We start from the raw sequence: 21112 nt of genomic DNA, 5'->3' as shown, positions 1-21112 counted from the left end.
TCGCGGCGCTGGCCGCTCGCGGGCATGGCTTATCCGGGCGGTTCCGTGCGCCGGCAGTTGCCCGGTCAGAGCCAACGCTGAAGATAGCCGAGCTTCCGCGGCACGGCCGGATCGACCCGATCGTCGGTTTCTGCCGCGGGCGATATTGAATTGCCGGGATGCATCCATTACAATAGAATCCATTCTACTTTTTTGCGGCTTCGGCCGTCACTCACGGCGTACATGTTCCGCCGCTCGCCATTTCTTACGCTCGCAACAACCGGATTGGCATTATAACGCTGGAGGAGTGTTTGCCGCATGTACAAAGCCTTGACGTCGATCGCGGAACGATTGGAATCCCGCCAACCCCTGCAAGCATTGATGCCGAAGCACGCATGGGACGCTGCGTTGGAGCAACAAATCGAAGACCTGCCGCTCATTACCGCGGCTACGCCGCGCGCCGACTTGCCTGCGTTGATCGCGCTGAAAGCGGGCCTGCATCTCCTCAACGAAAGTTTGGCCGCCTCGCATGCGCATGCCCAGGAGATCGAGGACGACGCGACCGGCTGTTACTGGCACGGCATCATGCATCGCATGGAAGGCGATTTCTCGAATGCGAACTATTGGTTCCATATGGCCGGGGCTCATCCCGCGATGCAGCGGCTGCAGGAACGGTCCGCGGACTGGGTGCGGAATAGCACGATCCTGAACGATCTGCCGGACGGGGCGATCCGGGACGGACTGGCTGCGATCGCCCGGCAAGCGCGTTGGAACGCAAGCGCGTTTACCGGCATGATCTCGCTCCAGGAGAGCGGCAGCGTGTCCGAGGAATCCAGGGGCGCTTTGGAATATTTGCAGCACTTGGAATTGACGGAGCTGTTCGCGCATACGCAGCAGGCCGCGCGGCACGCCATCGTATAATTTGAGAAAGGCCGTATTCGCTCGTCGTGGAGCGAATACGGCCTTTTTATTTTTTTGCGTGTGCATGACGGCCGCGTAGCGGAAAGCGACCGCGAAAGTTGCGAGTTCGCTCCGCGTGAAGAACTACCAGTTCGCTTCGCCGAGCTTCCGTTCTTTGCTTCGCCAGAAGAACTACCAGCTCGCCAGAGCCGAATTTTTATTTCTTGCTGCGCCTAAAGAAATACCAATTCGCTTCGCCGAGCTCCCGTTCTTTGCTTCGCGAGAAGAACTACCAGCTCGCCAGAGCCGAATTTTTATTTCTTGCTGCGCCTAAAGAAATACCAATTCGCTTCGCCAAACAAATTCGCCAGCGCCGGCACGACCAGGCCCATGAACACGAACGCGTACAGGATCAGGCCGATCACGATGCCCGCGCCGATCTGGAGCAGCGTGTTCACGCCCGACATCATCAGCGCGGCGAACGTGCCGCCCATGATAATGGCCGCCGAGACGATGACGCCGCCGGTCGTGGACATCGCTTTCGCCATGGCGAGCCGGACGCCTCCGGGCTTGTATTCTTCCTTGAACCGCGCCATGAGGAAGATGCTGTAGTCCACCCCGAGCGCCACGATGATGAGGAAGATGAAGAACGACGCGCTCCAGGACAAGCCTTCCTTGCCGAGCAATCGGACGAAGATGAACTCCACGATGCCCATCGTCACGAGGAAGTTGAAGACGAGCGACAGGAGCAGATAGAGCGGCGCCAGAATGGAACGGAGCATGATCATGAGCACGATGAAGATGCCGATCAGGACAAACCCGCCCGTTCGCAAGAAATCGTTCTTGGAGATAGCCTTCAGTTCCGTAATCTGCGCGGAGGTGCCGGATACGTAAACCTTCGCGTCCTTCAAGGAACTGCCGCCCAGGCTGTGCCGCAGCGCTTCGCGGACTTGATCGACGGTTCGCAGCGCTTCTTCGGAGTAGGGATTGACGGCGAGCACGACGTCGATCTTCGCGGTCTTGCCGTCCTTGGAGATGTAGTAGTCCAGCGCTTGTTTCAGCTCGGGGCTGTCAAGCGCGGACGCCGGCAAATTCCAGCCGGGAATCTGGCTGTCCCCGATCGATTGCTCCGCCTCCTTGACCTGCGTCAGACCGGAGGAGACGTCGCGAAGCCCTTTGGCGCCGGAATCCAGCCCGTTCGTCAGCTCGGTCAGTCCGCTGCCGAGCTTGGCGGTGCCGTCGGCGGCATCCGTTTGCCCCGTGGCCAGCTGACCCAGCCCGCTGGCCACGCCGGCAACCCCGGGATTCAGCTGCGTAAAGCTGGACGTCAACTGATCGGCGCCGCCCTGCAGCTGCTTCAAGCCGTCCGAGAGCCCCTTCTGCTTGCCGACGAGCTGCTGCATGGCTGCTTCTCGCAACAGCTCGGGATGGGCCTTCAGCAGCGCCTTGATGTCGGCGCTCATGGAGTCCGAGACGGAGGCGCTTTGCTTGAGGCCGCCGGCCAGCCGGTCCGCGCCTTTGGAAGCCTGCTGCAGGCCGCCGTGGATTTGATCCAGGCCGCGCTGCGCTTCCTTCGCCTTGGACGCCATCGTCCGCAATCCGCTCGTCAGCTTGTCGACGTCGCCCTGCCCGCCGGAGATGGAGGTCTCCGCATCCTGCAGGCCGCCGGCGACTTTATCCACGCCGTCCTTGAGCTGCTGCAGCGCCTCGGAGGTCTTGGTCAACTGATCCGACACCGTAAGATCGGGTAGCTGCGCGCCGAGCGGGCGGACCGCGCTGCGCACCTCCTTGACGCCGCTCAGCTTCGCGACGTTGGCGCTTGCCGTTTCCATGACCGCCAGCGCCGCCGGATCGCGCATGGACGCGGAAGACGTAATCGCGATCGAGAGCGGGAATACTTCGCCGGAGCCGAAGCTGCGTTCCACTTGGCGGAAGCCCTGCACGGAGCCGTGGCTTGGACTGATCTCGGCCAAGTCGTCGAAGGAGCGCTTATTATGGTAAAGCAAGGTCAGCGGCGCGAGCAGGATGGCCGTCACGACGATGATCGCGACGGGCCTGCGCGCGGCGAGCGAAGCCATGGCGCTCCATAGCCTGGATTCCCCGTGTCCTTGCCCGCCGGCGATCCGCGTCGGCCAGAACGTGGCTTTCCCGAAGATCAGCAGCAGCGCGGGCGTCAGCGTCAGCGCGGCGACGAGCGTAACGGCCACGCCGATGGCGACGCCTACGGCAGATTGGTACAGGCCGAACTGCGCGAAGCCGATCAGGAAGAACGCGACGAACACGGTGCTGGCGGAGAAAGCGACCGTCTTGCCCACGGAGCGCGCCGTGCGCGCGAGCGCTTCGACCTTGTCCCCGTCATGGCTCATTTCTTCTCGGAAACGCTGGATGAGCAGGATGCAGTAATCCGTTCCCGCCCCGAACATGACGGCGATCAGGAACGATTCCGTGAACGAGGATACCGGCATGCCGAAGTGCGTTGCCGCGGCGACGAGCCCTCTCGTGATGACGAGCGACAATCCGATCGTGACGAGCGGGATGAACGGCGCGACCGGCGAGCGGAAGACGATCAGGAGAATGACCAGCACGAGCCCGACGGTCAGCAGTTCCGTTTTCTGGAGACCTTCGGAGGAGCTTTCCTGAAAATCCTTGCCGATCGGCGCGCTGCCGGTCAGCTCGACCTTGCTGCCGCCCGGCGCTCCTTTGATTCGTTCGTTGAGCGAGTCTACCGCATCCTGGGTAATCGCGTCGTTGTCCGTCCCGGTAAAGCCGACGATGAGCATCTCGGTCGTGCCGTCCTTGCTGCGGAACTTGGATGCGAGCTCCGGCGTCTCGTATGCGGACTGGACCGACTTGAAGCCGTCTTTGCCGCTCAGCGCCGCAAGCTCGGCCGCTTTGGCCTTCAGCCACGCGCGGTCCCGGTCCGTCATGCCGCCCGCCCTGGAATAGACCAGAATCGCGCTCGACTTGGTCGTCGTTTCGGGATTGATCCGCTCCAGCAGGTTCTTGGCGACGACGGATTCGGAATCCGCGGGCACGAATTTCTGCTCGGTCTGGCGCACGATGGCCGCCAGGTCGGGGAGTAGAAGCATGGACGCGGCGGTAATGGCGAGCCATCCCAGCAATATCGCCCATTTGGCGCGGGCGAGGCCGCGGATAAACCTTTCTGTCATAAGCAAACCCTCCTCATGCATGGAATCTCTATGAATAGTTATAGCGTATCGGAAAAGCCGAAGTCAATATTATTGAACCGTTGGTCATAATTTTTTCACAATCGGGAATAATAGATTAGAAGAGGGTATCATGCATGCATGGAATAGAGGATGACACAAATGGATCAAGGTTTTGCTAAATAAATGACCGTTGGTCATTTATTGTTTTACGGCATTCGGCCGCTATGCTACAATGGGCATATCAGAACGGCTCACGACGGAGGACCTCAACATGAACCGCGAGCTTAAGAAAGAACAGACGCGCCTGCGAATCAAAGAATCGGCGCTGGCCTTGTTTGCGGAGCACGGCTACGAATCCACGACGGTCGAAGCGATCGCCAAGCTGGCCGGCGTTGCCAAAGGCACGTTTTTCAACTATTTTTCTTCCAAAGACGATCTCCTATGCGAGCTTCAGGGCGTATTTGCCATGAGCGAGGTGGAGAAGCTGAAAGGCACCCCGGGTCCGCTCGTTCCCCGGCTGCAGCTGCTGATCTTCGAGCTCGTGAAGCGCTTCGAAATGAACAAGTCGTTGACGCGCGCGCTTTTCCAGGCCATGCTGGGCACGGACGCGGCGCTCGCCGCCCATAACAAGCTGCTGGCGGATTTGTCCGAAGCGGTGCTGCCGCTCGTGCACCGGGCTCAGGAGAACGGGGAGATCCGCAAGGACATGCCGGCGGAGATGCTGGCGCAGCAGGCGTTCCAATCGTACTTCGGCACGCTCATCATCTGGTCGATGGAAACGGGGGACGAGCCGCTCGACACCCGCATGACGATGACCTTCGAGCTCTTCTTCAAAGGCATCGCCCCGCAATGACCGACGCGTTCACCGCTTATCGCCGCCATCAAAAACAGCTCCGGCCTCGTTCCTTCTGGGAACGAGCCGGAGCTGTTTTTTGCTTGCAATTTTCGGCGGAACGGCGCTGTTAGAACCCGGGCAGCTCGCCGTCGCCGCGGATTGCCGCCGCATGGTGCTGCTCGTTGGGGTGAAAATAGCCGCTCCCATGGAACGGCCGCCCGCCTGCCGTGACGCCGTTCACGCCGACGCCGATCTGGTCGGTTTCGTTGAACCCGCGAAGCAGCTCGCGCTGCGCCATGCCGTCGATCTCGACGTACCAGAGCTTGTAGCCGGCGTCGGATACGACGACGAGCCGGGCGGACAAGAACGACAAATTCGTCGTCGTATCGCCGTGTTCGATGGACAACGCTGCCAATGGATAGGTTTCCAGGGCGAATGCCGCCTCCTTCTTTGGAAGAAACGCGAGCGAGGGGCTGCATTTCCCGCCCGATGCGGGCATGCGGGCCAATCGCCTTCTTCGGGTTGTTTTGATTGCGCGCATGGCGCGAATATTCGCGGAAAAAACGTATTCCCCAATTGTAATGCGGGCTTAACGGGATTGCAACAAATGGCCGCCGAACTTCGTCAATGGATTGAGGCGGTCTTACAAATATTGGCTGTCCAAGCAGATTAAAGGGGGAATCGGAAATGGTCGACGAACGCAACTCGCGAACAAACAGAAAAGACGAAGCCGGGGCAAGAAAGAAGGGAGCGCTGAAGATGTCAGCCGCGGCGCTGATCGGACTCGCGCTGGTACTCGGAGGATGCAGCTCGAACTCGAATAACGACGCGGCGAACACGGGCAATTCCGCGGCTACTGACGACGCCGCGACGAATGGCGGTTCGAACGCGAATTCCGGCAAGGACTCGTCATCGCATTCGAACGCGGATACGGGCACGCGCGATGACGGGGGCACGGGCGACTCGTCCGACGCGCACGAGCCCGCGGCAGACGACCGCGGCGATTCGCCGGCGGTGCCGGAGAAAGGGGAAGCCTCCCAATACGACGATTCCAAGCCTGGCCAGCTGACCGCGGGCGAATGGGACGACGCGATCGCTTGGAAGGCCTGGGTACGCTTGCTGGAGAGCGGCGAAGGCCGGGATAACCAGTCGTACTGGTCGATGTTTCCGCAGAACCGCTTGGAGGTCGACGTAACGGCCGGCGGCAAGCCCGTGTCGGATGCGACCGTCACGCTGTCCGGCGGGGACGGGGAGACGGTCTGGGAGGCGCGCACCGACAATAAGGGCGTCGCGTACGCGTACGCCGGCATGTTCGACGAGCAGGGCGCGCAGGAGAAGTACGGGATCGCCGTGACGTTCGGCGGGCAGACGAAACGGTTCGAGAACGTCCCTGTCCCGCGCGGGGAGGCGCTGAAGGTCGAGTTGGAGAAGCCCGTCAAAGCGGCCGACGCGCTCGACCTGATGCTGTTGGTCGATACGACGGGCTCGATGAAGGATGAGCTCGATTATTTGAAGACGGAGCTGAAGGACGTCGTGAAGCGCGTGGACCGGGACAACGGGCAGCAGCTCGGCATCCGCGTGAGCGCGAACTTCTATCGCGACCGTAACGACGAATATGTCGTCAGAGCCTTCCCGTTCACCGGCGATATCGAGAAGGTGGAGGACCAGCTGGCGGAGCAGGATGCCGCGGGCGGCGGGGACTTTCCGGAGGCCGTGGACGAAGCGCTGGCCAATGCGATCGAGAAGCACGACTGGAGCGACGAAGCGCGCGCAAGGCTGCTGTTCCTCGTGATGGACGCGCCGCCGCATCATGATCGCAAGGTCACGAAGCGAATTCAGGCGTTGACGGAAGAAGCGGCCGCGGAGGGCATTCGGATCGTTCCGATCGCTTCCAGCGGCGTCGACGTGAATACGGAATATTTGATGCGTTTCATCGCATCGGCCACGGGAGGCACTTATTTATTCCTTACGGATCACAGCGGAATCGGCAACGATCATCTGGAGCCGGCCGTCGGCGAATACGAGGTCAAGGCGCTGAACGATTTGCTCGTCGAGGTCATCAACCGTTATGCCGCGTAACGGCGGTGATTTTGTCGAAAAAAAGTTTTAGCGAAGCTTTAGAAAGAGGCTGGACAAGTGACACGGAATGGTACAAACTAGAAGGGATTCGCTTCAAACAGCAGGATCTTCCAATTTGGCGCCAATCTGTCGAAAAATGGATAATATTAGAGAATATAGACATACGCCGCAGCGGTTATTCTCCTCTTCCGCGCGGTTGCCCCGCGTTTGACCTGTCGACCGTGTCGATCCGCCTGCCAGCGCAGCGCGATCCGCGGGACTGCGACACCTTCACGGAAGTTACCCTGGCGCAGGCACGGCGGCTTCATCTCGGCTTCGGGCGGGACTGGAGCCGCCGGCCGCCGCCTCGGCCTTACATAAGCGTCACACCTGCTCCCGAACGATAAAGAAAGGAGCCGCGAATACCGATATATCCGATAACGACATTTTCTCATGAACGGCGATTCATCGTCTTACCCGATCAGAAATAGCGCATGCATGTATCATCGGTTAACTCGTTGAAGGAGGACATCATGTCAATAAAACGGGCGGAAAAAATAACGATCGGAATCGCACTCGCCGCCATTATTAGCTTTGTTCTCTTGCGATTGCTGCATCGCGGGCTGTATTGGCCGATACCGGAGCGCGCTTACTTGTTTCTTCATTCCGGCATGGAACTGTTCGGCTTTGCCGCGAGCTTTACGATGCTTGTGCTGGGCTGGCTGTTTTTCGTCAACTCGCTATCGAAACACCGCCTGTACACGGCCGCGTTGTTCGGCGCGGTCGGCTTGTTCGACCTGCTGCACGTCCTGACCGCGGAAGGGATGCCGTTTTACCGGCTGATCGGCGACACGTCGTTGTCGCAGCTCTTCGCGGAGACTGCCCAGACGGCCGGATCCATCGGCCTGTTCCTGATCTTCCGCAAGAACGACGAGCCGGTTCCGGCAAGCCGCCGGCTGCCCGCATTCCTGACCGCCATCGGCCTCGCCTGCCTCGTGTCCGTCCTCTACTTTTATTTGGCGGATCTCTCCGTTGCGCCGTCTTCCATCTTCGTCGGCCATGCCGCGGAGCTGTTCCGTTTCGAGACGCGCTCCCTGATCGCGTTCGCGTATCTCGGCACGATCGCTTCGGTGCTTTACCGCAACCGCAACGAAAGGCCGCAGGCGCTGCTCACGATGATTCAGTCGCTCGTATTCTTCACCGTAGCGGACGTGCAGTTCCTGCTGAGCGCCAACCAGCACGACAGCGATATGCTGATCGCGCATGTTTACAAGCTGGCGGGCATTTATTTTCTGATGAAGGGCATCTACTACGTCACGATCGAGGAACCGTACCAACAATACAAGCGCACGGAAAGCCGGATTAATTTTCTCGCGTTCCACGACGAGCTGACCGGGTTGTCCAACCGCCGGCTGCTGAAGGAGCAGCTCAACGACGAGCTGCAGCGCGCGCAGCAGAGCGGCAGCCGGGTCGCGGTGTTCCTCTTCGATATCGACCGGTTCAAAACGATCAACGACGCGCTGGGGCATTCCTTCGGCGACCGGATGCTGCAGGCCGTATCGGACCGGCTGCGACGAGCGGCGGATCCGTCCAAACGCGTCTACCGGATGGGCGGCGACGAATTCGTCATGCTCGTGCCGGATATGGATGCGGAAACGGACCGAATCGAGCATCAGGCGAAGCAGCTCATGGGGTTGTTCGACGCTCCGTTCGTGCTGGACGAGGCGGAGTACCATATCACGATCAGCCTCGGCATCTCCTTCTACCCGCAGGATGGGGAAAGCGTCGACGTGCTGCTGAAGAACGCGGATACCGCGCTCTATTCGGCGAAAGCGCACCGCAACGAATATTCCAGCTACGAGCCGGAGATGAACCGCAAGGCGCATGACCGGCTTCGCCTGGAAAGCGACCTGCGCCGCGCCATCGACGAGGAACAGTTCGCGCTGGCTTATCAGCCGCTCGTGAATCTGACCAGCAATAAAGTGGTCGGCGTCGAAGCCTTGGTGCGCTGGCATCATCCGAAGCGGGGCTTGCTGCCGCCGGGCGAATTCATTCCGCTGACGGAAGAGAACGGGCTTATCTTGCAGCTTGGGGAGTGGGTGCTCGGCGCCGCTTGCCGGCAAAACAAGGCTTGGCAGGATGCCGGGCTCCCGCCGATGATGATGTCGGTCAATCTGTCGATGCGCCAATTTCGGCAGCATCAATTGGCGGACCGGATCAAAGCCATCCTGCAGCAGTCGGGCATGCCGCCGCAATACCTGGAGCTCGAGATCACGGAAAGCATGACGAGCGACGTGGAATTCGCGGCCGATACCCTCTCCAGTCTGAAAGAGCTTGGCGTGCAGATCAGCATCGATGATTTCGGCACGGGCTACAGCTCGCTGAGCTCGCTCAAACGGTTCCCGATCGACAAGCTGAAGATCGATCGCTGCTTCGTGAACGATTTGACGCGGGACGCCAGCGATGCGGCCATCGTATCCACGATTACGACCATGGCCAAAAATCTAAAGCTGAAGGTAACGGCCGAGGGCGTCGAAAACGACGAACAAATCCAGTTCCTGCGCGAACGCGACTGCGAAGAAGCGCAAGGTTATTATTATACGCAGCCGATCCCGGCCAATTTGTTCGAGAATTGGTTCCGGCATCGCAGCCAGACCGCTTAACCGATAGCCGAGGGAGTCCGATGCCGATGCCGGAAAAGACGTTTGCTGTTTTCATTTACGGTTCGCTGCTTCCGGGTCACGGCAATCATCATGTCGCGGCCCCGTACATCCGGCTGACGCAGCCGGGCGTCATCGCGGGCAGGCTTGTCGATTACGGTCCGTATCCCGCCTTGGTTCGGGATGCCGAAGCACAGGCGAAGGGTGCCAGCGTATGCGGGCTGTGGATAACGGTCGATGAACGCGGATTGCGGGAAATGGATGAGCTGGAACAGTTTGTCGGCATCGAAGAAGAGAACGATTACGATCGCGTGTGGGCCGAGGATTTGGAAGCTTCGGAATATCGCGGTTGGGTGTACGTTTGGGAAAGCCCGCGAGGCTGTCCGGCCATCGAGGAAACGTATTGGCCGGACTACTTGGCCCGCAGAGGGAAGAAGGAATACGAATAAGAGCTGGCGTTCATTTGCCCGAGAAGGCCGGCGAGAACGAGATTTGAAGCATTTCATTGCGCTCCGCATCCGTGCGGAGCGTCTTTGCGTTTTTCATCGTATGAATAATGCCAAATGCGAGCAGCATGAACGCCATCGTGATGAAGACGACCCGGTTGATGAAATGGATCATCGACGTGCCGTCATCCCGATGGATGCGTCGGTGACGGATGGATTGCCGCCAGATGAGCAGTGCAGGCGACATCAATACCAGCAGCCCGATGACGAGAATCTGCATCCGCAGTTCCATGCCGAGCGGGAAGACGTTGATGGCGGCATAGAGCAGCGCTTCGATCACCAGCACTTGGATCGGTACGACCAGTCTAACCTCCGAGGCTGCCCGGCGTTTCGTGCGGCTCACCGCCGACTCCGTTTCCCTGGGCCGAAGCTTGGCGAGCTGAAGCAGTCTCGGCAGGGAGAATACGGCGATCGCGGCCGTAGGCGCCATGATCAGCGATAAGAACAGCAGCGCCGAATCCAGCACGAACCAGCTGCGGTAGGAATACGTCGCGATGAGCATGGTCACTTTTCCGATCGAGATCAGCGTCATGGCGCCGAGCAGGGCGAGCGTTACGATGGAGGTCCGCTGCAGGGACTCCTCGGTTTTGCGGAATGCGAGGCACCCCGACACGAACCCTGCGCACAGTGCAAGCAGAAGCAGCAGAACCGCTAGCGATGCGTTAATGACATAAATTTGTTGAGACATGCAAAATACCCCTCATTTCCACGATCTTTCTTCATCAAGTGTACATGGATGTCCGGAAAGTGTGATATCGGCCGTAGTCCAGTTTTGGAACTGGACTTTAGTCTGAGCGGTCGTTATGGGTGCTGCAGTATTGGTTTCCGGCAGGGCGATGAGACAGGAAACCTGACTCCTTAGCAGTGTGAAGAATTGCCGTGGCTGGTGTTCATTGCTTGGCGTATGCTTGTCTAAGGCAGGCGCGCGCCCGATGCATCGAGCCCGTCAAGTCGAGAAAGGAAGGCTCTTCCGGAAGTTCTGGCCCTCAGGCTATAGTCTGCTTCATACCCGCTTCGTTAATGCCCGGCGGTAATTTCTTCCTGTCGGGACGTCCAATCTGATCTATATTGTACCATGAAGCGCGTACTTCCTGAAACGTGATCGGCAAATATGGATTTTATATATCAACGGGCTCCGTGCTTTACAAATTCTTCAACGCATGACGGCTTGAGAAAGCACCGTTTAGCGAGTACGATTTGAATATTCTAATGGCAAGGCTGAAGGTGATTGGGATTGAGTAAGAGTACGAACCGCCGAATCCTGTACGTGGAAACAGCGGCAAAGGTTGAACGAATCATTAAAGCACGCCAGTTGAAGCCTCACGATCCCGTTCCCTCGGAAGGGGAGTTGGCTTCGTTATTCGGCATCAGCCGAATGACCGCGAAGCTGGCGCTTGATATGCTTGCGCGCCAAGGCTGCGTCTATCGGCTCAAGCGCAAAGGGACGTTTATGGCGGAAGCGAGCGCAGACTCCGACTGCGCGGCTCCTGAGCAGGAAGGGCCGACTTCCGGCAGCGATGGAGCATACGATCAGCCTTCGGAATCACGGAAACGGATTGCCTTCGTATTCCCGGTATTGGATGATTATACGTCGCGTATCGTATCCGCGTTGGAGACGGCTGCGCGTTCCTTCGATTTCGAGCTGATCATCAAGCTCAGCAAGGATTTGAACGACGAGGATGCCTGCCTGAGGCAGCTGCACGGCGACGGCGTCGACGGCGTGCTGTTGTTTGCCAGAGGCCGGAATCACTGCAGCCCGGTCGCGCTTGAGCTGCGTGAAGCGGGTTGCCCCATCGTGCTCGTCGATCGGATGTTCAGCGGGGCGGCGATGGATTTCGTCGTGCACGATTCGTTCCAGGGCATGTACGATATGGTCAAGCTCTTTATTGAAGCGGGGCATCGGGACATCGGCTTCGTCTCTAATCCGTTTCAAGGCGTGAGCAGCATCGACGATCGGTATAAGGGGTATATGAAAGCACTCATCGATCATGATATTCCCGTACATAGCCAGTATATCCATATCGTGGAGCTGGCGAACAACTACACGAATTACAGGGACGAGAATCCCGAGCTCGAACGGTTTCTGAGGAAGAATCCCAAATTAACGGCCGTTGCGAGCGGAGATGATTACTTGGCCGCCGCCGTCTATTTCTCCGCGCAAAGGTTGAATAAAGCCGTACCCGAGCAGCTCTCGTTATCGGGCTTCTCGGACTCGCAGCTGGCGATGATGCTGCCGGTGCAGCTCACGACGGTCGCGCAGCCGGTAGACGAATTGGTGCAGCGGGCGGTCCAAGCGTTGTTCGATCGAATGCTCGGAAGGGGCGGCAAGAAACCGATCACGATCCGAATCCAAACGAGGCTGATCGAGCGCATGTCGCTGGCGCGGCTGTCCAATGAACTAGAAACCATGCAAACAAGCGGTTTGGGAATCTCCTGACCGCTTGTTTTTCTTTTGCGTACCTGAGGCGGACTCCCTCAATAAGAGGCAACTTAAGTGCAGCAAACAAGAAGCGAAGAACAAAAAACCGCCTCCATCCAAAAGGATGGAGGCGGTCTATCGCGTAGAGCAAAATGCGGTCTTACAGATCGCCCCAGTTGAGGTTGGACGATTTGCTGTAGTTGGTGACCTTCTGCTCGAAGAAGTCGGTTTTCATGCCGTTCATATTGCTGAAGCTCTCGACCCATTTCATCGGGTGCTCGGTAATTTCCGGGTACAAGATGTCCAGGTTCAGCTTGCGCAGCCGTTCATTGGACAGGAACTTGATATACGAATCGATAATCTCGTCCGTCAGGCCGGGAATCTGATTGTTGGTAATGTATTTGCCCCATTCGATCTCGTGCTCGACCGCCGTGCGCATCATTTGGCGCAGCTCTTCGATGAGCACCGGCGTGAACATTTCGGCGTTTTCCTTGCGGATCTCGCGGAAAATGCCTTGGAACAAGGCCAAGTGAGTCAGCTCGTCGCGTTGAATGTACTTGATTTCGGAGACCGTGCCAAGCATCTTGCCTTGGCGTCCAAGCGCATAGAAGAAACTGAAGCCGCTGTAGAAATAGATGCCTTCCAAAATATAGTTGGCCATAATCGTCTTGATCAGGTTCTGCGAAGACGGATTGGCGATAAAATTCTCGTAAAGGTCCGTAATGAACCGATTGCGCTTAAGCAGGTTCTTATCCTCGCGCCACAAGTTGTAAATTTGGTCACGCACCTCTGGCGCACAAACACTGTCCAAAATGTAAGAATAGGATTGGCTGTGCACTGCTTCCTGGAATGTCTGTACAGTCAGGCAGAGATTAACTTCGGGTGCAGTAATAAACTCGTTGATATTCGGCAAATTCGCCGTTTGCAGCGAATCAAGGAAAATCAGAAAGCTAATGATCTTATCGTAGCTGTTACGCTCGGAGAGCGACAGGTTTCTGTAGTCTTTGGCATCCTGGGCGAGCGGGATTTCTTCCGGAATCCAGAAATTGTTCATCATCGTCCGGTACATCTTGGTGGCCCAGTCGTATTTTACGTTGTTCAGTTCGATGAGGTTCGTGGTGTTGCCGCCGATCATGCGACGCTTGCCCCAATCGCGGTCGCCTTCTTCGTTAAACAATTTTTTCTTCTGCAGTTCCATTAAATGGCCTGCCTCCTTCTTTTCCTGCTCCTATAAGTGCTGCAGCGGTTTTAGAATTGCCGATTCGTTGAAATTATGCCCGGAGAGCAGTTTGAAGTTGAAAAAGCGTTAGCGGTCGCCTTTGTAGTCGGATTATCACCGTTGAATGACTTATAAAAATAATCCGACTACAACAGCGATTGGAAACTCATACTGTCCCGCAGGGCAACTTTATTTCAACGTCTCGGATTTCTTAAGAGCTGCAGCTCACGCAATCTTCGACTTCCAAGCTTTTGTTGCGGCAATAATAAACGGTTTTCAAGCCGTTTTCCCACGCGGACATGTACAGGTCCATGAATTGCTTCGCCGAATAATCCGGCGTGATGTACAGGTTGAAGGATTGCGCTTGATCGATATGGCGCTGACGGCGGCCTGCCGCGCGGATGCTCCAATGCTGATCGATATGGTGCGCTTCCTTATAGAACCAGAACGTTTCGTCGTTCAGGTTCGGCGCCGTTTGCGGGATGACCGCGTTCTTCTTCTCTTCGACGAAGAATTTGCTGAAGATCGGATCGATGCCTGCCGTCGAGCCGGCGATCAGCGACGTGGAAGCCGTAGGCGCGATGGCGAACATCCAGCCGTTGCGGACGCCGTGCTCGGCGACGTCTTTCTTTAGCTTCTGCCAGTGAGGGGCTTCGTAACCGCGCTGCTCGAAATAAGCGCCGGTCTGCCATTCGCTGCCTTCGAATACGCGGAAGGCGCCTTTTTCCTTGGCGATTTCCATCGAGGCTTTGACGGCGCAGTAGTTGATCCATTCGTACAGCTCGTCGGCGCGGTCCAGATGCTCTTCGGATTCCCACGCGATGCCGTTCAGCGCCAGCCATTGATGGTAGCCGCTCGTGCCAAGGCCGACCGCTCGGTATTTCTGGTTCGTGATTTCCGCTTGCGGAATCGGATAATGGTTCAGGTCGATGACGTTGTCCATCATGCGCATTTGGCAGCTGACGACCTCTTCGATTTCTTCCTTCGAGCGCGTGCGGCCGAGGTTGAGCGAAGAGAGGTTGCAGACGACGTAGTCGCCCGATTTGATTTGCGTCGTGATGATGCCGTCCTCGTGCGTCGTCGTGATGTATTCCGTCGGGCTCATGTTTTGGCAAATCTCGGTGCACAGGTTGGAGCAGTAGATGATGCCTTTATGCTTGTTCGGGTTGGCGCGGTTGACCGCGTCGCGGTAGAACACGAACGGCGTGCCCGTTTCGAAGGAGCTGGTCAGGATGCGTTTCATGATCTCGATCGCAGGCACTTCTTCGCGGGAAAGGGAAGGATGGGCTACGCACTCTTCGTAGCGGCTTTCCCATTCGTCGCCCCAAGCGTCCTCGAGCGACCAGCCCATGAAGCTGCGCACTTCGTGCGGATCGAACAGGCACCAGTTTTCGCGATCCCGCACTTTGCGCATGAACAGGTCGGGGATGCACACGCCCGGGAAAATATCGTGCGCCTTCATCCGGTCGTCGCCGTTGTTCGTTCGCAGGTTCAGGAAATCGAAAATGTCTTTATGCCAAACGTCAAGATAGACGGCGACGGCGCCGGAACGCACGCCGAGCTGATCGACCGCGACGGCCGTGTTGTTGTAGTTTTTGATCCAAGGCACGACGCCGCCGGCGACGCCTTTGAATCCGCGGATGTTGGAGCCGCGGCTGCGGACTTTGCCGATGTAGATGCCCATGCCGCCGCCGAATTTGGATACTTGGGCGAAGCTGGAATCGACGTTGTAGATGCCCCACAGGTTGTCGGGAACCGTATCGATGAAACAGCTCGACAGCTGGTGGAACGGTTTGCGCGCGTTGGCGAGCGTCGGCGTGGCGACCGTCATTTGCAGACGGCTCAGCACGTCGTAGAATTTGCGGGCCCAGCCCAGTTTGTCTTCCTCTTTCATGGCCAGATGCATCGCCACGCCCATGAACAGCTCTTGCGGCAGCTCGAGCACGTCGCCGTTGAAGCTCTTGATGAGGTAACGGTCGGACAGCGTCTTCAGACCGATATAGTTGAACAAGTAGTCGCGTTCGGGCGCGATGTAATTGCCGAGCTCGCGAATTTCTTCCCGGGTGTAATGATCCAGTATGTAGCTGCCGTATAAGCCTTTATCGGTCAGATACGTGATGAGGGAGTAGAAGTCGCCGTAACCGAAATAACCGTATTTGCGGTTGATGGCGGATTCTTTATAGAGGTCGTACACGAGAAGCTTGGCCGCAACGTATTGCCAGTTCGGCTCTTCGATGCTTGTTTTCTCAACCGCAACTTGCGTCAGCGTACGTTGGATTTCTTTCGTCGTTATGTTGTTGCGGAAGTAAGGAAGCAGGGCCGTTTCGAGCTCCAGCGGATTGCAGTCGCCGTAACCGACACACGCGAAATCAATCACTTTCTTCAGCTTGGAAAAGATAAGTTCTTCTTTCTGTCCATTCCTTTTAATGATATCCACGGGCAGAGCCACTCCTTGTCGAAGGTTGTCGTCCGACAACCCGTAATACACAATATGTTGTAAGTACTTTCCTACGTTACACCGAGATATAGTGATAGTCAAGCTAAACAATTCGACATCCGGGACCCCTGTAGAGCGACATTTCTTAATGAAAAATCAATGAAAGCTCGCAGCGGCGCCCTTTCGCAAACGATCCTTCGGCGGCATGCGCGGCCGCGTAAAAAAATAAAAAAAGCAAGCAGGGCGAATAAACAGTATATCACTTCCGGGAGCCGTTGTGTGGTGACAATAATAGGGACTTGTTCGGCCGGAACGCGAAAGGCATTCGTTCAAACAAAAGTTGAAATTTCGGTTGGTGCTGGCAATGCGGCTCTAGTACACTTAGGTTTAGTTATCGGTTTGCGATCCGGGCACATTGAAGAGTAGGAAGGGACGTGAAGACGCAAGATGTTGATCGGCCGCAGGTACAGAAAAGAAAAACCGTTTCGTTTCATCGTCCAGGCGGCGGCGCTTGGCCTCTGGTTGTGCTGCATGCTGTTCGCCGGACCGAAGGCCGCGTTCGCGCATGCGGAGCTGGAGCGCACCGTGCCGGAGCCGAATACCAAATACGAGCAGAGCCCCAAAGAGATAGAGCTCGCCTTTAATGAAGCAATCGAAGCCAAGGTCGGCTCGCTGGAGGTGCTGGACGACAAGTCGCGCCGGGTGACGGACGCGGATCCGAAGACGAGCGCCGACCATAAATCGTTGACGCTCGCCCTGCCGAAGCTCGGGGAAGGCGTCTACACGGTGTCGTACGCGATCGTTTCGGCGGACGGGCATCCCATCAGCGGGTCCTACGTCTTCGTCGTGGGCAATCCGCCGCAGGGCGTCGATGCCGCCGCATTCGATCCGCATAAGGAATTGGGGCACGAGGGACACGGCGTCTCCACCCAGTTGACGACCAACGAATTCATTATCTACGCCGTGCGTGCTTTATATTATGCGGCGCTGCTGTGGACGGCAGGGCTGATGATCTGGCCGCTGCTCGCAAGGAAGCGGGGGGCCGTCCTGCCGGGCATTCAGAAGAAATGGGAGCGGATCGCGCTCCAAACGCTGCTCGTGGCGGTCCTGCTGTACGTGTTCGTCCACGCGCGAGAGATCCTGAAGGGCTATCCGACCAGCGATTACGGCAAGCTCTTCCTGGAAACGGCCATCGGCAAGGAATGGATCGCGCTGATCGCGCTGTCGCTCGCCGGCTTCGCGCTCGTGCGGCTGCATCCGGTCGCGAGGACCCTGTGGGCCGCGGCGATATTGGCCGTGGAAGCTTGGAGCGGACACGCGGCGGTATTCTCGCCGAAGTCGGCATCCGTGCTCTTCGATTTCGTTCATCTCGCGTCCGCGGCCGTATGGGTAGGCGGATTGACGCTGCTGTTCTTGCTGTGGCGGCAGGATCGCAAGGAGGCGGGACGTTTTGCCGTGCTGTTCTCCAGGGCGGCGCTGCTTTCCCTGATGCTCCTCGTCTTATCCGGCGTCGGCTTGACGCTCTTGTTCCTGCCGAAGCTGAGCTATCTCTTCTACACCTCCTGGGGAACGCTGCTGCTGATCAAGACGGGCCTCGTCGTGCTGGTGCTCGGGGTCGGCGGCACGCTTCATATGCGAATTAGAAGGGGAGACCTGCCGACGGCGCCGCTGCTTCGCGCGGACGCGGCCTTGATGGCGCTGATCATCGTCGTGGCGGCGTTGTTTACGTACGTAAGCCCGCTGCCGGCCAACGAACCCGTCACCTATCACCAAATGGGCGACAAAATGCACTTGTCCTTCCGGGTAACGCCGAATAAGGCGGGCGTCAACGAATTGACCGTCAAGGTGTGGCTGCCGGATGCCGTCGGCGCGGCGAAATCCGCGGAGCTTCGGCTGTTTTCGCTGGACCGCAAGGAGCTCGGGCCGATCGACGTGCCGCTCAAGACGTTCGAGGACACCGAATTGACGGATTTCGAAGGGTTCGTGAAGACCGCCTATCATGCGGAAGGGCCGTACATTCCGTTCGCCGGCCGTTGGCAGGCCGAGATTCGGGTCAGGGACAAGGACGACAACGAGAGCGTGCAGACCGTTGAATTCCGCAATTACTGATTAAACGGATGCCGGCGTAAATCAAACGACGGAGGGAGGCTGGGGGATGACGTACAAGCGCATCAAATGGCTTATCCTGTGGACGCCGACGCTGACGATCGCGCTCTGGGAGTACTTGCGCCATACCTTCCTGCTTCCCTACTTGTCCATGGACCTCGGCAACGCGCTTGCCCCCGTCATCGTCATGACGGTCACGGCAACGCTGCTCATGAAGCTGTTCCGCATGCTGGAGGAAACGCAGGAAACGCTGCAGCGGTCCAAATCCGCCGAAGCGGCGTTCGTGGAGAGGGAGCAGTTGGCGCGCGAGCTGCACGACGGCATCTCGCAGTCGTTGTTCCTGCTGTCCGTGAAGCTCGACAAATTGGAGCACGCGAAGGATCCCGAGCATGTCGCGGAAACGGCGCGGCAGCTTCGCCGGACGGTCAAGCACGTGTACGAGGACGTTCGGCAGTCGATTGCGAGCCTGCGGAGCGAGCCGTCCAAAACCGACGTGCAATGGATGCAGGCGGTGCGCGAAATGGCCGCCGAACTGGCGCTTGGCGGCTTGGACGTCGAGCTCGACTGGCAGTTGACCGACGCCAAGCTGACGGGCAAGGAAAAGATCGAGCTGCTCGCCATCGTGCGCGAAGCGATGCTGAACGTGCAGAAGCACGCCCATGCCTCTCGCCTCACCGTAAGGGCCGTGCCCGGAGAAGGGGCGGCAGGCGAGACGTTCCGCTGTATGATCCGGGACGACGGCGTGGGAGCGGAGCCGGAGCAGCTGATGGCCAAAGGCCGTTACGGCGTGCGGATGATGCAGGGGCGGGCCGAAGAGATGGGCTGGCGGTTCGCGGTCCGCCGGGCAGTCACGGCCGACGGCCCATGGCCGCATGACGGCGGCACGATCGTCGAGGTCGCGAAGGGAGCACGAGGAGAATGAACGGAATCGGAACGGTCAAGGTGCTGCTGGCGGACGATCATCCTCACGGACGCGAGGGGATGCGCGATATCCTGGGCGATGCGCCGGAATTCCATATCGTCGGCGAGGCAGCGAACGGCGAGCAGGCGGTTATGCTTGCCGCCGAACTGGCGCCGGACCTGGTGCTGATGGACATCAACATGCCCGTCATGACGGGACTCGAAGCGACGCAGCTGATAAAGTCCATCGATCCGCGGATCAAGATCATCATGGTGACGGTATCGGACGATATCGCCGATCTGTTCGAATCGATCAAGCGCGGCGCCCAGGGCTATCTGCTCAAGAACCTGTCGCCTTCTTCTTGGCTGGAATATTTGCGGGCCGTCGCGCACGACGAGGCGCCGATGTCCAAGGAGCTGGCCTACCGCATGCTGCAGGAGTTCAACGGCGCGGGCGGCGCGGGGAAGAACCGGCCGGGCAGGGAGCTGCCGACCGTCAAACCGGCCGGCCCTGCAGCGGAAGAGAGAGGGCATACGGCGCTGACGCAGCGCGAGCACGAAGTGCTGGAGCAGGTGGCCGGCGGCGGCTCCAATCGGCAAATCGCCGAAACCTTCGGCATTTCGGAGCACACGGTCAAGAATCATTTGAAGAACATCTTGCAGAAGCTGCACCTGGATAACCGGGTCCAGCTGACGCGTTACGCGCTGGAGAAAGGGCTTTTGAAGGAATAGCCGGGGCCGTCCGCCGCCGAGACACCTTTTCGTAACAATGCATAGCCCGTTCGAGTCATGCCGCCGTCTCGCCGCTGCGGTATACTCGCTCAGAAGGCAATGATTATTGAAGCGGCAAATGGGGGATCATTTGCTCACGAGGAGGATGTTCGTCGATATGATGAAACGCATGATGAATAACGGCAAGAAACTCGGGGTTATCGGGGCGGTCGCGATGTCCTTGTTGCTGTTCGCATCGATGGCCAGCGCGCACGTGACGGTGCAGCCGCCGCAGACGACGCAGGGCGGATACGAGGTGTTCTCCGTCCGGGTGCCGAGCGAGAGCGAGAACGTGACGACGACGAGCGTGAAAGTAACGGTGCCGGAAGGCGTGGCCGTGAGCCGCGTGGAGCCGAAGGCGGGCTGGAAATACGAGCTGGAGCAAGCGGCCGATACGAAAGCGATCAAGTCCATCACGTGGACGGCGGAGGGCAGCGGACTCGCGCAGACGGAATTCACCGATTTCCGCGTCTCCGGCAAAGTCGCGGACGATGCGACGCAGCTGGTGTGGAAAGCCTATCAGACCTACAGCGACAAGTCCGTCGTGGAATGGGTCGGCGCCGCCGGATCGGATCACCCGGCTTCGGTCACGACGGTCGTGGCGGGCACGGGAGAGGGCGACGGGCACGGGGCTCCGGCTGCCGGCGATGCCGGTTCGGCGGCTTCGGATGAAGCGGATAACGGCAGCGGCGGCACGAAGGAAAACGTGACTCTCGGCCTGTCGATCGCGGCCGTCGTGCTGGGCGCGCTTGCGCTTATCGCCGCGCTGGCAAGGAAGAAACGCTAACGCGGGAAAATAGGCGGCTGCGCGATGCGGGACGGACTTGCGGACGGATATGGAAATTTCGTATAATAGGAGGCATATACGTCAATGCGATGAGGAAGAAGAGTACGCAGTGCTTTCTTGACAGGGAGAAGACGCCGTAGATTGAGAGCGTTTTTGGGAAATCAGGCTGCGGAAGTTCGCTTCCGAGCAGGCTTCTGAACGGGTGCGGCCGACAAGGCGGCATGAGGTAGGAAGCTCCGGTCGTCCGGCCGATACCCGGAAGCATGAGGAATTGCTTATTCGGCATCATCACGGCCGGGCAGTTTGAATTAGGGTGGTAACACGGTTCTTTCGTCCCTTACGGGGAGAGAGGACCGTTTTTTTAT

Annotated in this window: 16 protein-coding genes; 11 read left to right on the top strand and 5 right to left on the bottom strand. The window is 58.4% G+C overall.

The genetic code is table 11. The features are described from left to right. Positions 1-297 precede the first annotated feature (297 nt). Together GT019_RS22305 and GT019_RS22300 are read left to right on the top strand one after the other, a co-directional pair. The gene (locus GT019_RS22305; RefSeq protein ID WP_161745567.1) at positions 298-900 is read left to right on the top strand and encodes a hypothetical protein; all 603 of its coding nucleotides are present in this window, start codon (positions 298-300) and stop codon (positions 898-900) included. 115 nt (positions 901-1015) lie between these two features. Beyond that, positions 1016-1213: a hypothetical protein gene (locus GT019_RS22300; RefSeq protein WP_161745565.1), complete on the top strand. Its 198-nt coding sequence runs from the start codon at positions 1016-1018 to the stop codon at positions 1211-1213. On the opposite strand, the gene GT019_RS22295 is transcribed toward GT019_RS22300, so the two are convergent. After that, positions 1194-4049 carry an efflux RND transporter permease subunit gene (locus tag GT019_RS22295; protein ID WP_161745563.1) on the bottom strand — a complete coding sequence of 952 codons (2856 nt, stop codon included), beginning with the start codon at positions 4047-4049 and terminating at the stop codon, positions 1194-1196. The genes GT019_RS22300 and GT019_RS22295 overlap by 20 nt on opposite strands. A gap of 271 nt (positions 4050-4320) precedes the next feature. On the opposite strand from GT019_RS22295, the gene GT019_RS22290 reads away from it, so the two are divergent. Then, positions 4321-4902 carry a TetR/AcrR family transcriptional regulator gene (locus tag GT019_RS22290; protein WP_161745561.1) on the top strand — a complete coding sequence of 194 codons (582 nt, stop codon included), beginning with the start codon at positions 4321-4323 and terminating at the stop codon, positions 4900-4902. 109 nt (positions 4903-5011) lie between these two features. Here GT019_RS22290 and GT019_RS22285 read toward each other — a convergent pair whose 3' ends face one another. Further along, entirely contained in the window at positions 5012-5383 is a 372-nt protein-coding gene (locus tag GT019_RS22285) for a hypothetical protein (protein ID WP_235949005.1), read from the bottom strand. 260 nt (positions 5384-5643) lie between these two features. Between GT019_RS22285 and GT019_RS22280 the strand changes: the two genes are divergently transcribed. The 3 genes from GT019_RS22280 (at position 5644) to GT019_RS22270 (ending at position 10051) form a co-directional block, all read left to right on the top strand. Beyond that, a complete protein-coding gene (locus GT019_RS22280; protein WP_161745559.1) occupies positions 5644-6963 on the top strand; it encodes a VWA domain-containing protein in 1320 nt (439 codons plus the stop codon). A gap of 512 nt (positions 6964-7475) precedes the next feature. Then, positions 7476-9605: a putative bifunctional diguanylate cyclase/phosphodiesterase gene (locus GT019_RS22275; protein ID WP_161745557.1), complete on the top strand. Its 2130-nt coding sequence runs from the start codon at positions 7476-7478 to the stop codon at positions 9603-9605. Between the two features lie 26 nt (positions 9606-9631). Continuing rightward, positions 9632-10051 (top strand): gamma-glutamylcyclotransferase family protein, encoded by a 420-nt coding sequence (locus tag GT019_RS22270; RefSeq protein WP_235949001.1) that lies wholly within the window; start codon positions 9632-9634, stop codon positions 10049-10051. 10 nt (positions 10052-10061) lie between these two features. Here the strand turns inward: GT019_RS22270 and GT019_RS22265 are convergent, their stop codons facing one another. Beyond that, entirely contained in the window at positions 10062-10796 is a 735-nt protein-coding gene (locus tag GT019_RS22265; protein ID WP_161745553.1) for a phosphoethanolamine transferase domain-containing protein, read from the bottom strand. A 546-nt stretch (positions 10797-11342) separates the two neighbouring features. Between GT019_RS22265 and GT019_RS22260 the strand changes: the two genes are divergently transcribed. Next, positions 11343-12545 carry a substrate-binding domain-containing protein gene (locus tag GT019_RS22260; protein WP_161745551.1) on the top strand — a complete coding sequence of 401 codons (1203 nt, stop codon included), beginning with the start codon at positions 11343-11345 and terminating at the stop codon, positions 12543-12545. 142 nt (positions 12546-12687) lie between these two features. Here GT019_RS22260 and GT019_RS22255 read toward each other — a convergent pair whose 3' ends face one another. Both GT019_RS22255 and GT019_RS22250 read right to left on the bottom strand, forming a co-directional pair. Next, positions 12688-13725: a ribonucleotide-diphosphate reductase subunit beta gene (locus GT019_RS22255; protein ID WP_161745549.1), complete on the bottom strand. Its 1038-nt coding sequence runs from the start codon at positions 13723-13725 to the stop codon at positions 12688-12690. A 232-nt stretch (positions 13726-13957) separates the two neighbouring features. Next, positions 13958-16183 carry a ribonucleoside-diphosphate reductase subunit alpha gene (locus GT019_RS22250; RefSeq protein ID WP_161745547.1) on the bottom strand — a complete coding sequence of 742 codons (2226 nt, stop codon included), beginning with the start codon at positions 16181-16183 and terminating at the stop codon, positions 13958-13960. Positions 16184-16630: 447 nt separating this feature from the next. Between GT019_RS22250 and GT019_RS22245 the strand changes: the two genes are divergently transcribed. The 4 genes from GT019_RS22245 to GT019_RS22230 all read left to right on the top strand — a co-directional run bounded on the left by GT019_RS22245 (position 16631) and on the right by GT019_RS22230 (position 20747). Further along, positions 16631-18292 (top strand): copper resistance CopC/CopD family protein, encoded by a 1662-nt coding sequence (locus tag GT019_RS22245; RefSeq protein ID WP_235948988.1) that lies wholly within the window; start codon positions 16631-16633, stop codon positions 18290-18292. Positions 18293-18338: 46 nt separating this feature from the next. Then, entirely contained in the window at positions 18339-19211 is an 873-nt protein-coding gene (locus GT019_RS22240) for a sensor histidine kinase (RefSeq protein WP_161745545.1), read from the top strand. After that, a complete protein-coding gene (locus tag GT019_RS22235) occupies positions 19208-19921 on the top strand; it encodes a response regulator (RefSeq protein WP_161745543.1) in 714 nt (237 codons plus the stop codon). The genes GT019_RS22240 and GT019_RS22235 overlap by 4 nt, the downstream gene beginning before the upstream one ends. 157 nt (positions 19922-20078) lie before the next feature. Further along, positions 20079-20747, top strand: coding sequence for a YcnI family copper-binding membrane protein (locus tag GT019_RS22230; protein WP_235948969.1), 669 nt, complete (start codon positions 20079-20081; stop codon positions 20745-20747). Positions 20748-21112: the final 365 nt, after the last annotated feature.

The organism is Paenibacillus glycinis, from assembly GCF_009909185.1.
In the GTDB taxonomy this organism is placed as follows: Bacteria; Bacillota; Bacilli; order Paenibacillales; family Paenibacillaceae; genus Paenibacillus_Z; species Paenibacillus_Z glycinis.
The sequence above is the reverse complement of the archived record's forward strand: the minus strand, read 5'-3'. Positions and strand labels throughout refer to the sequence as shown.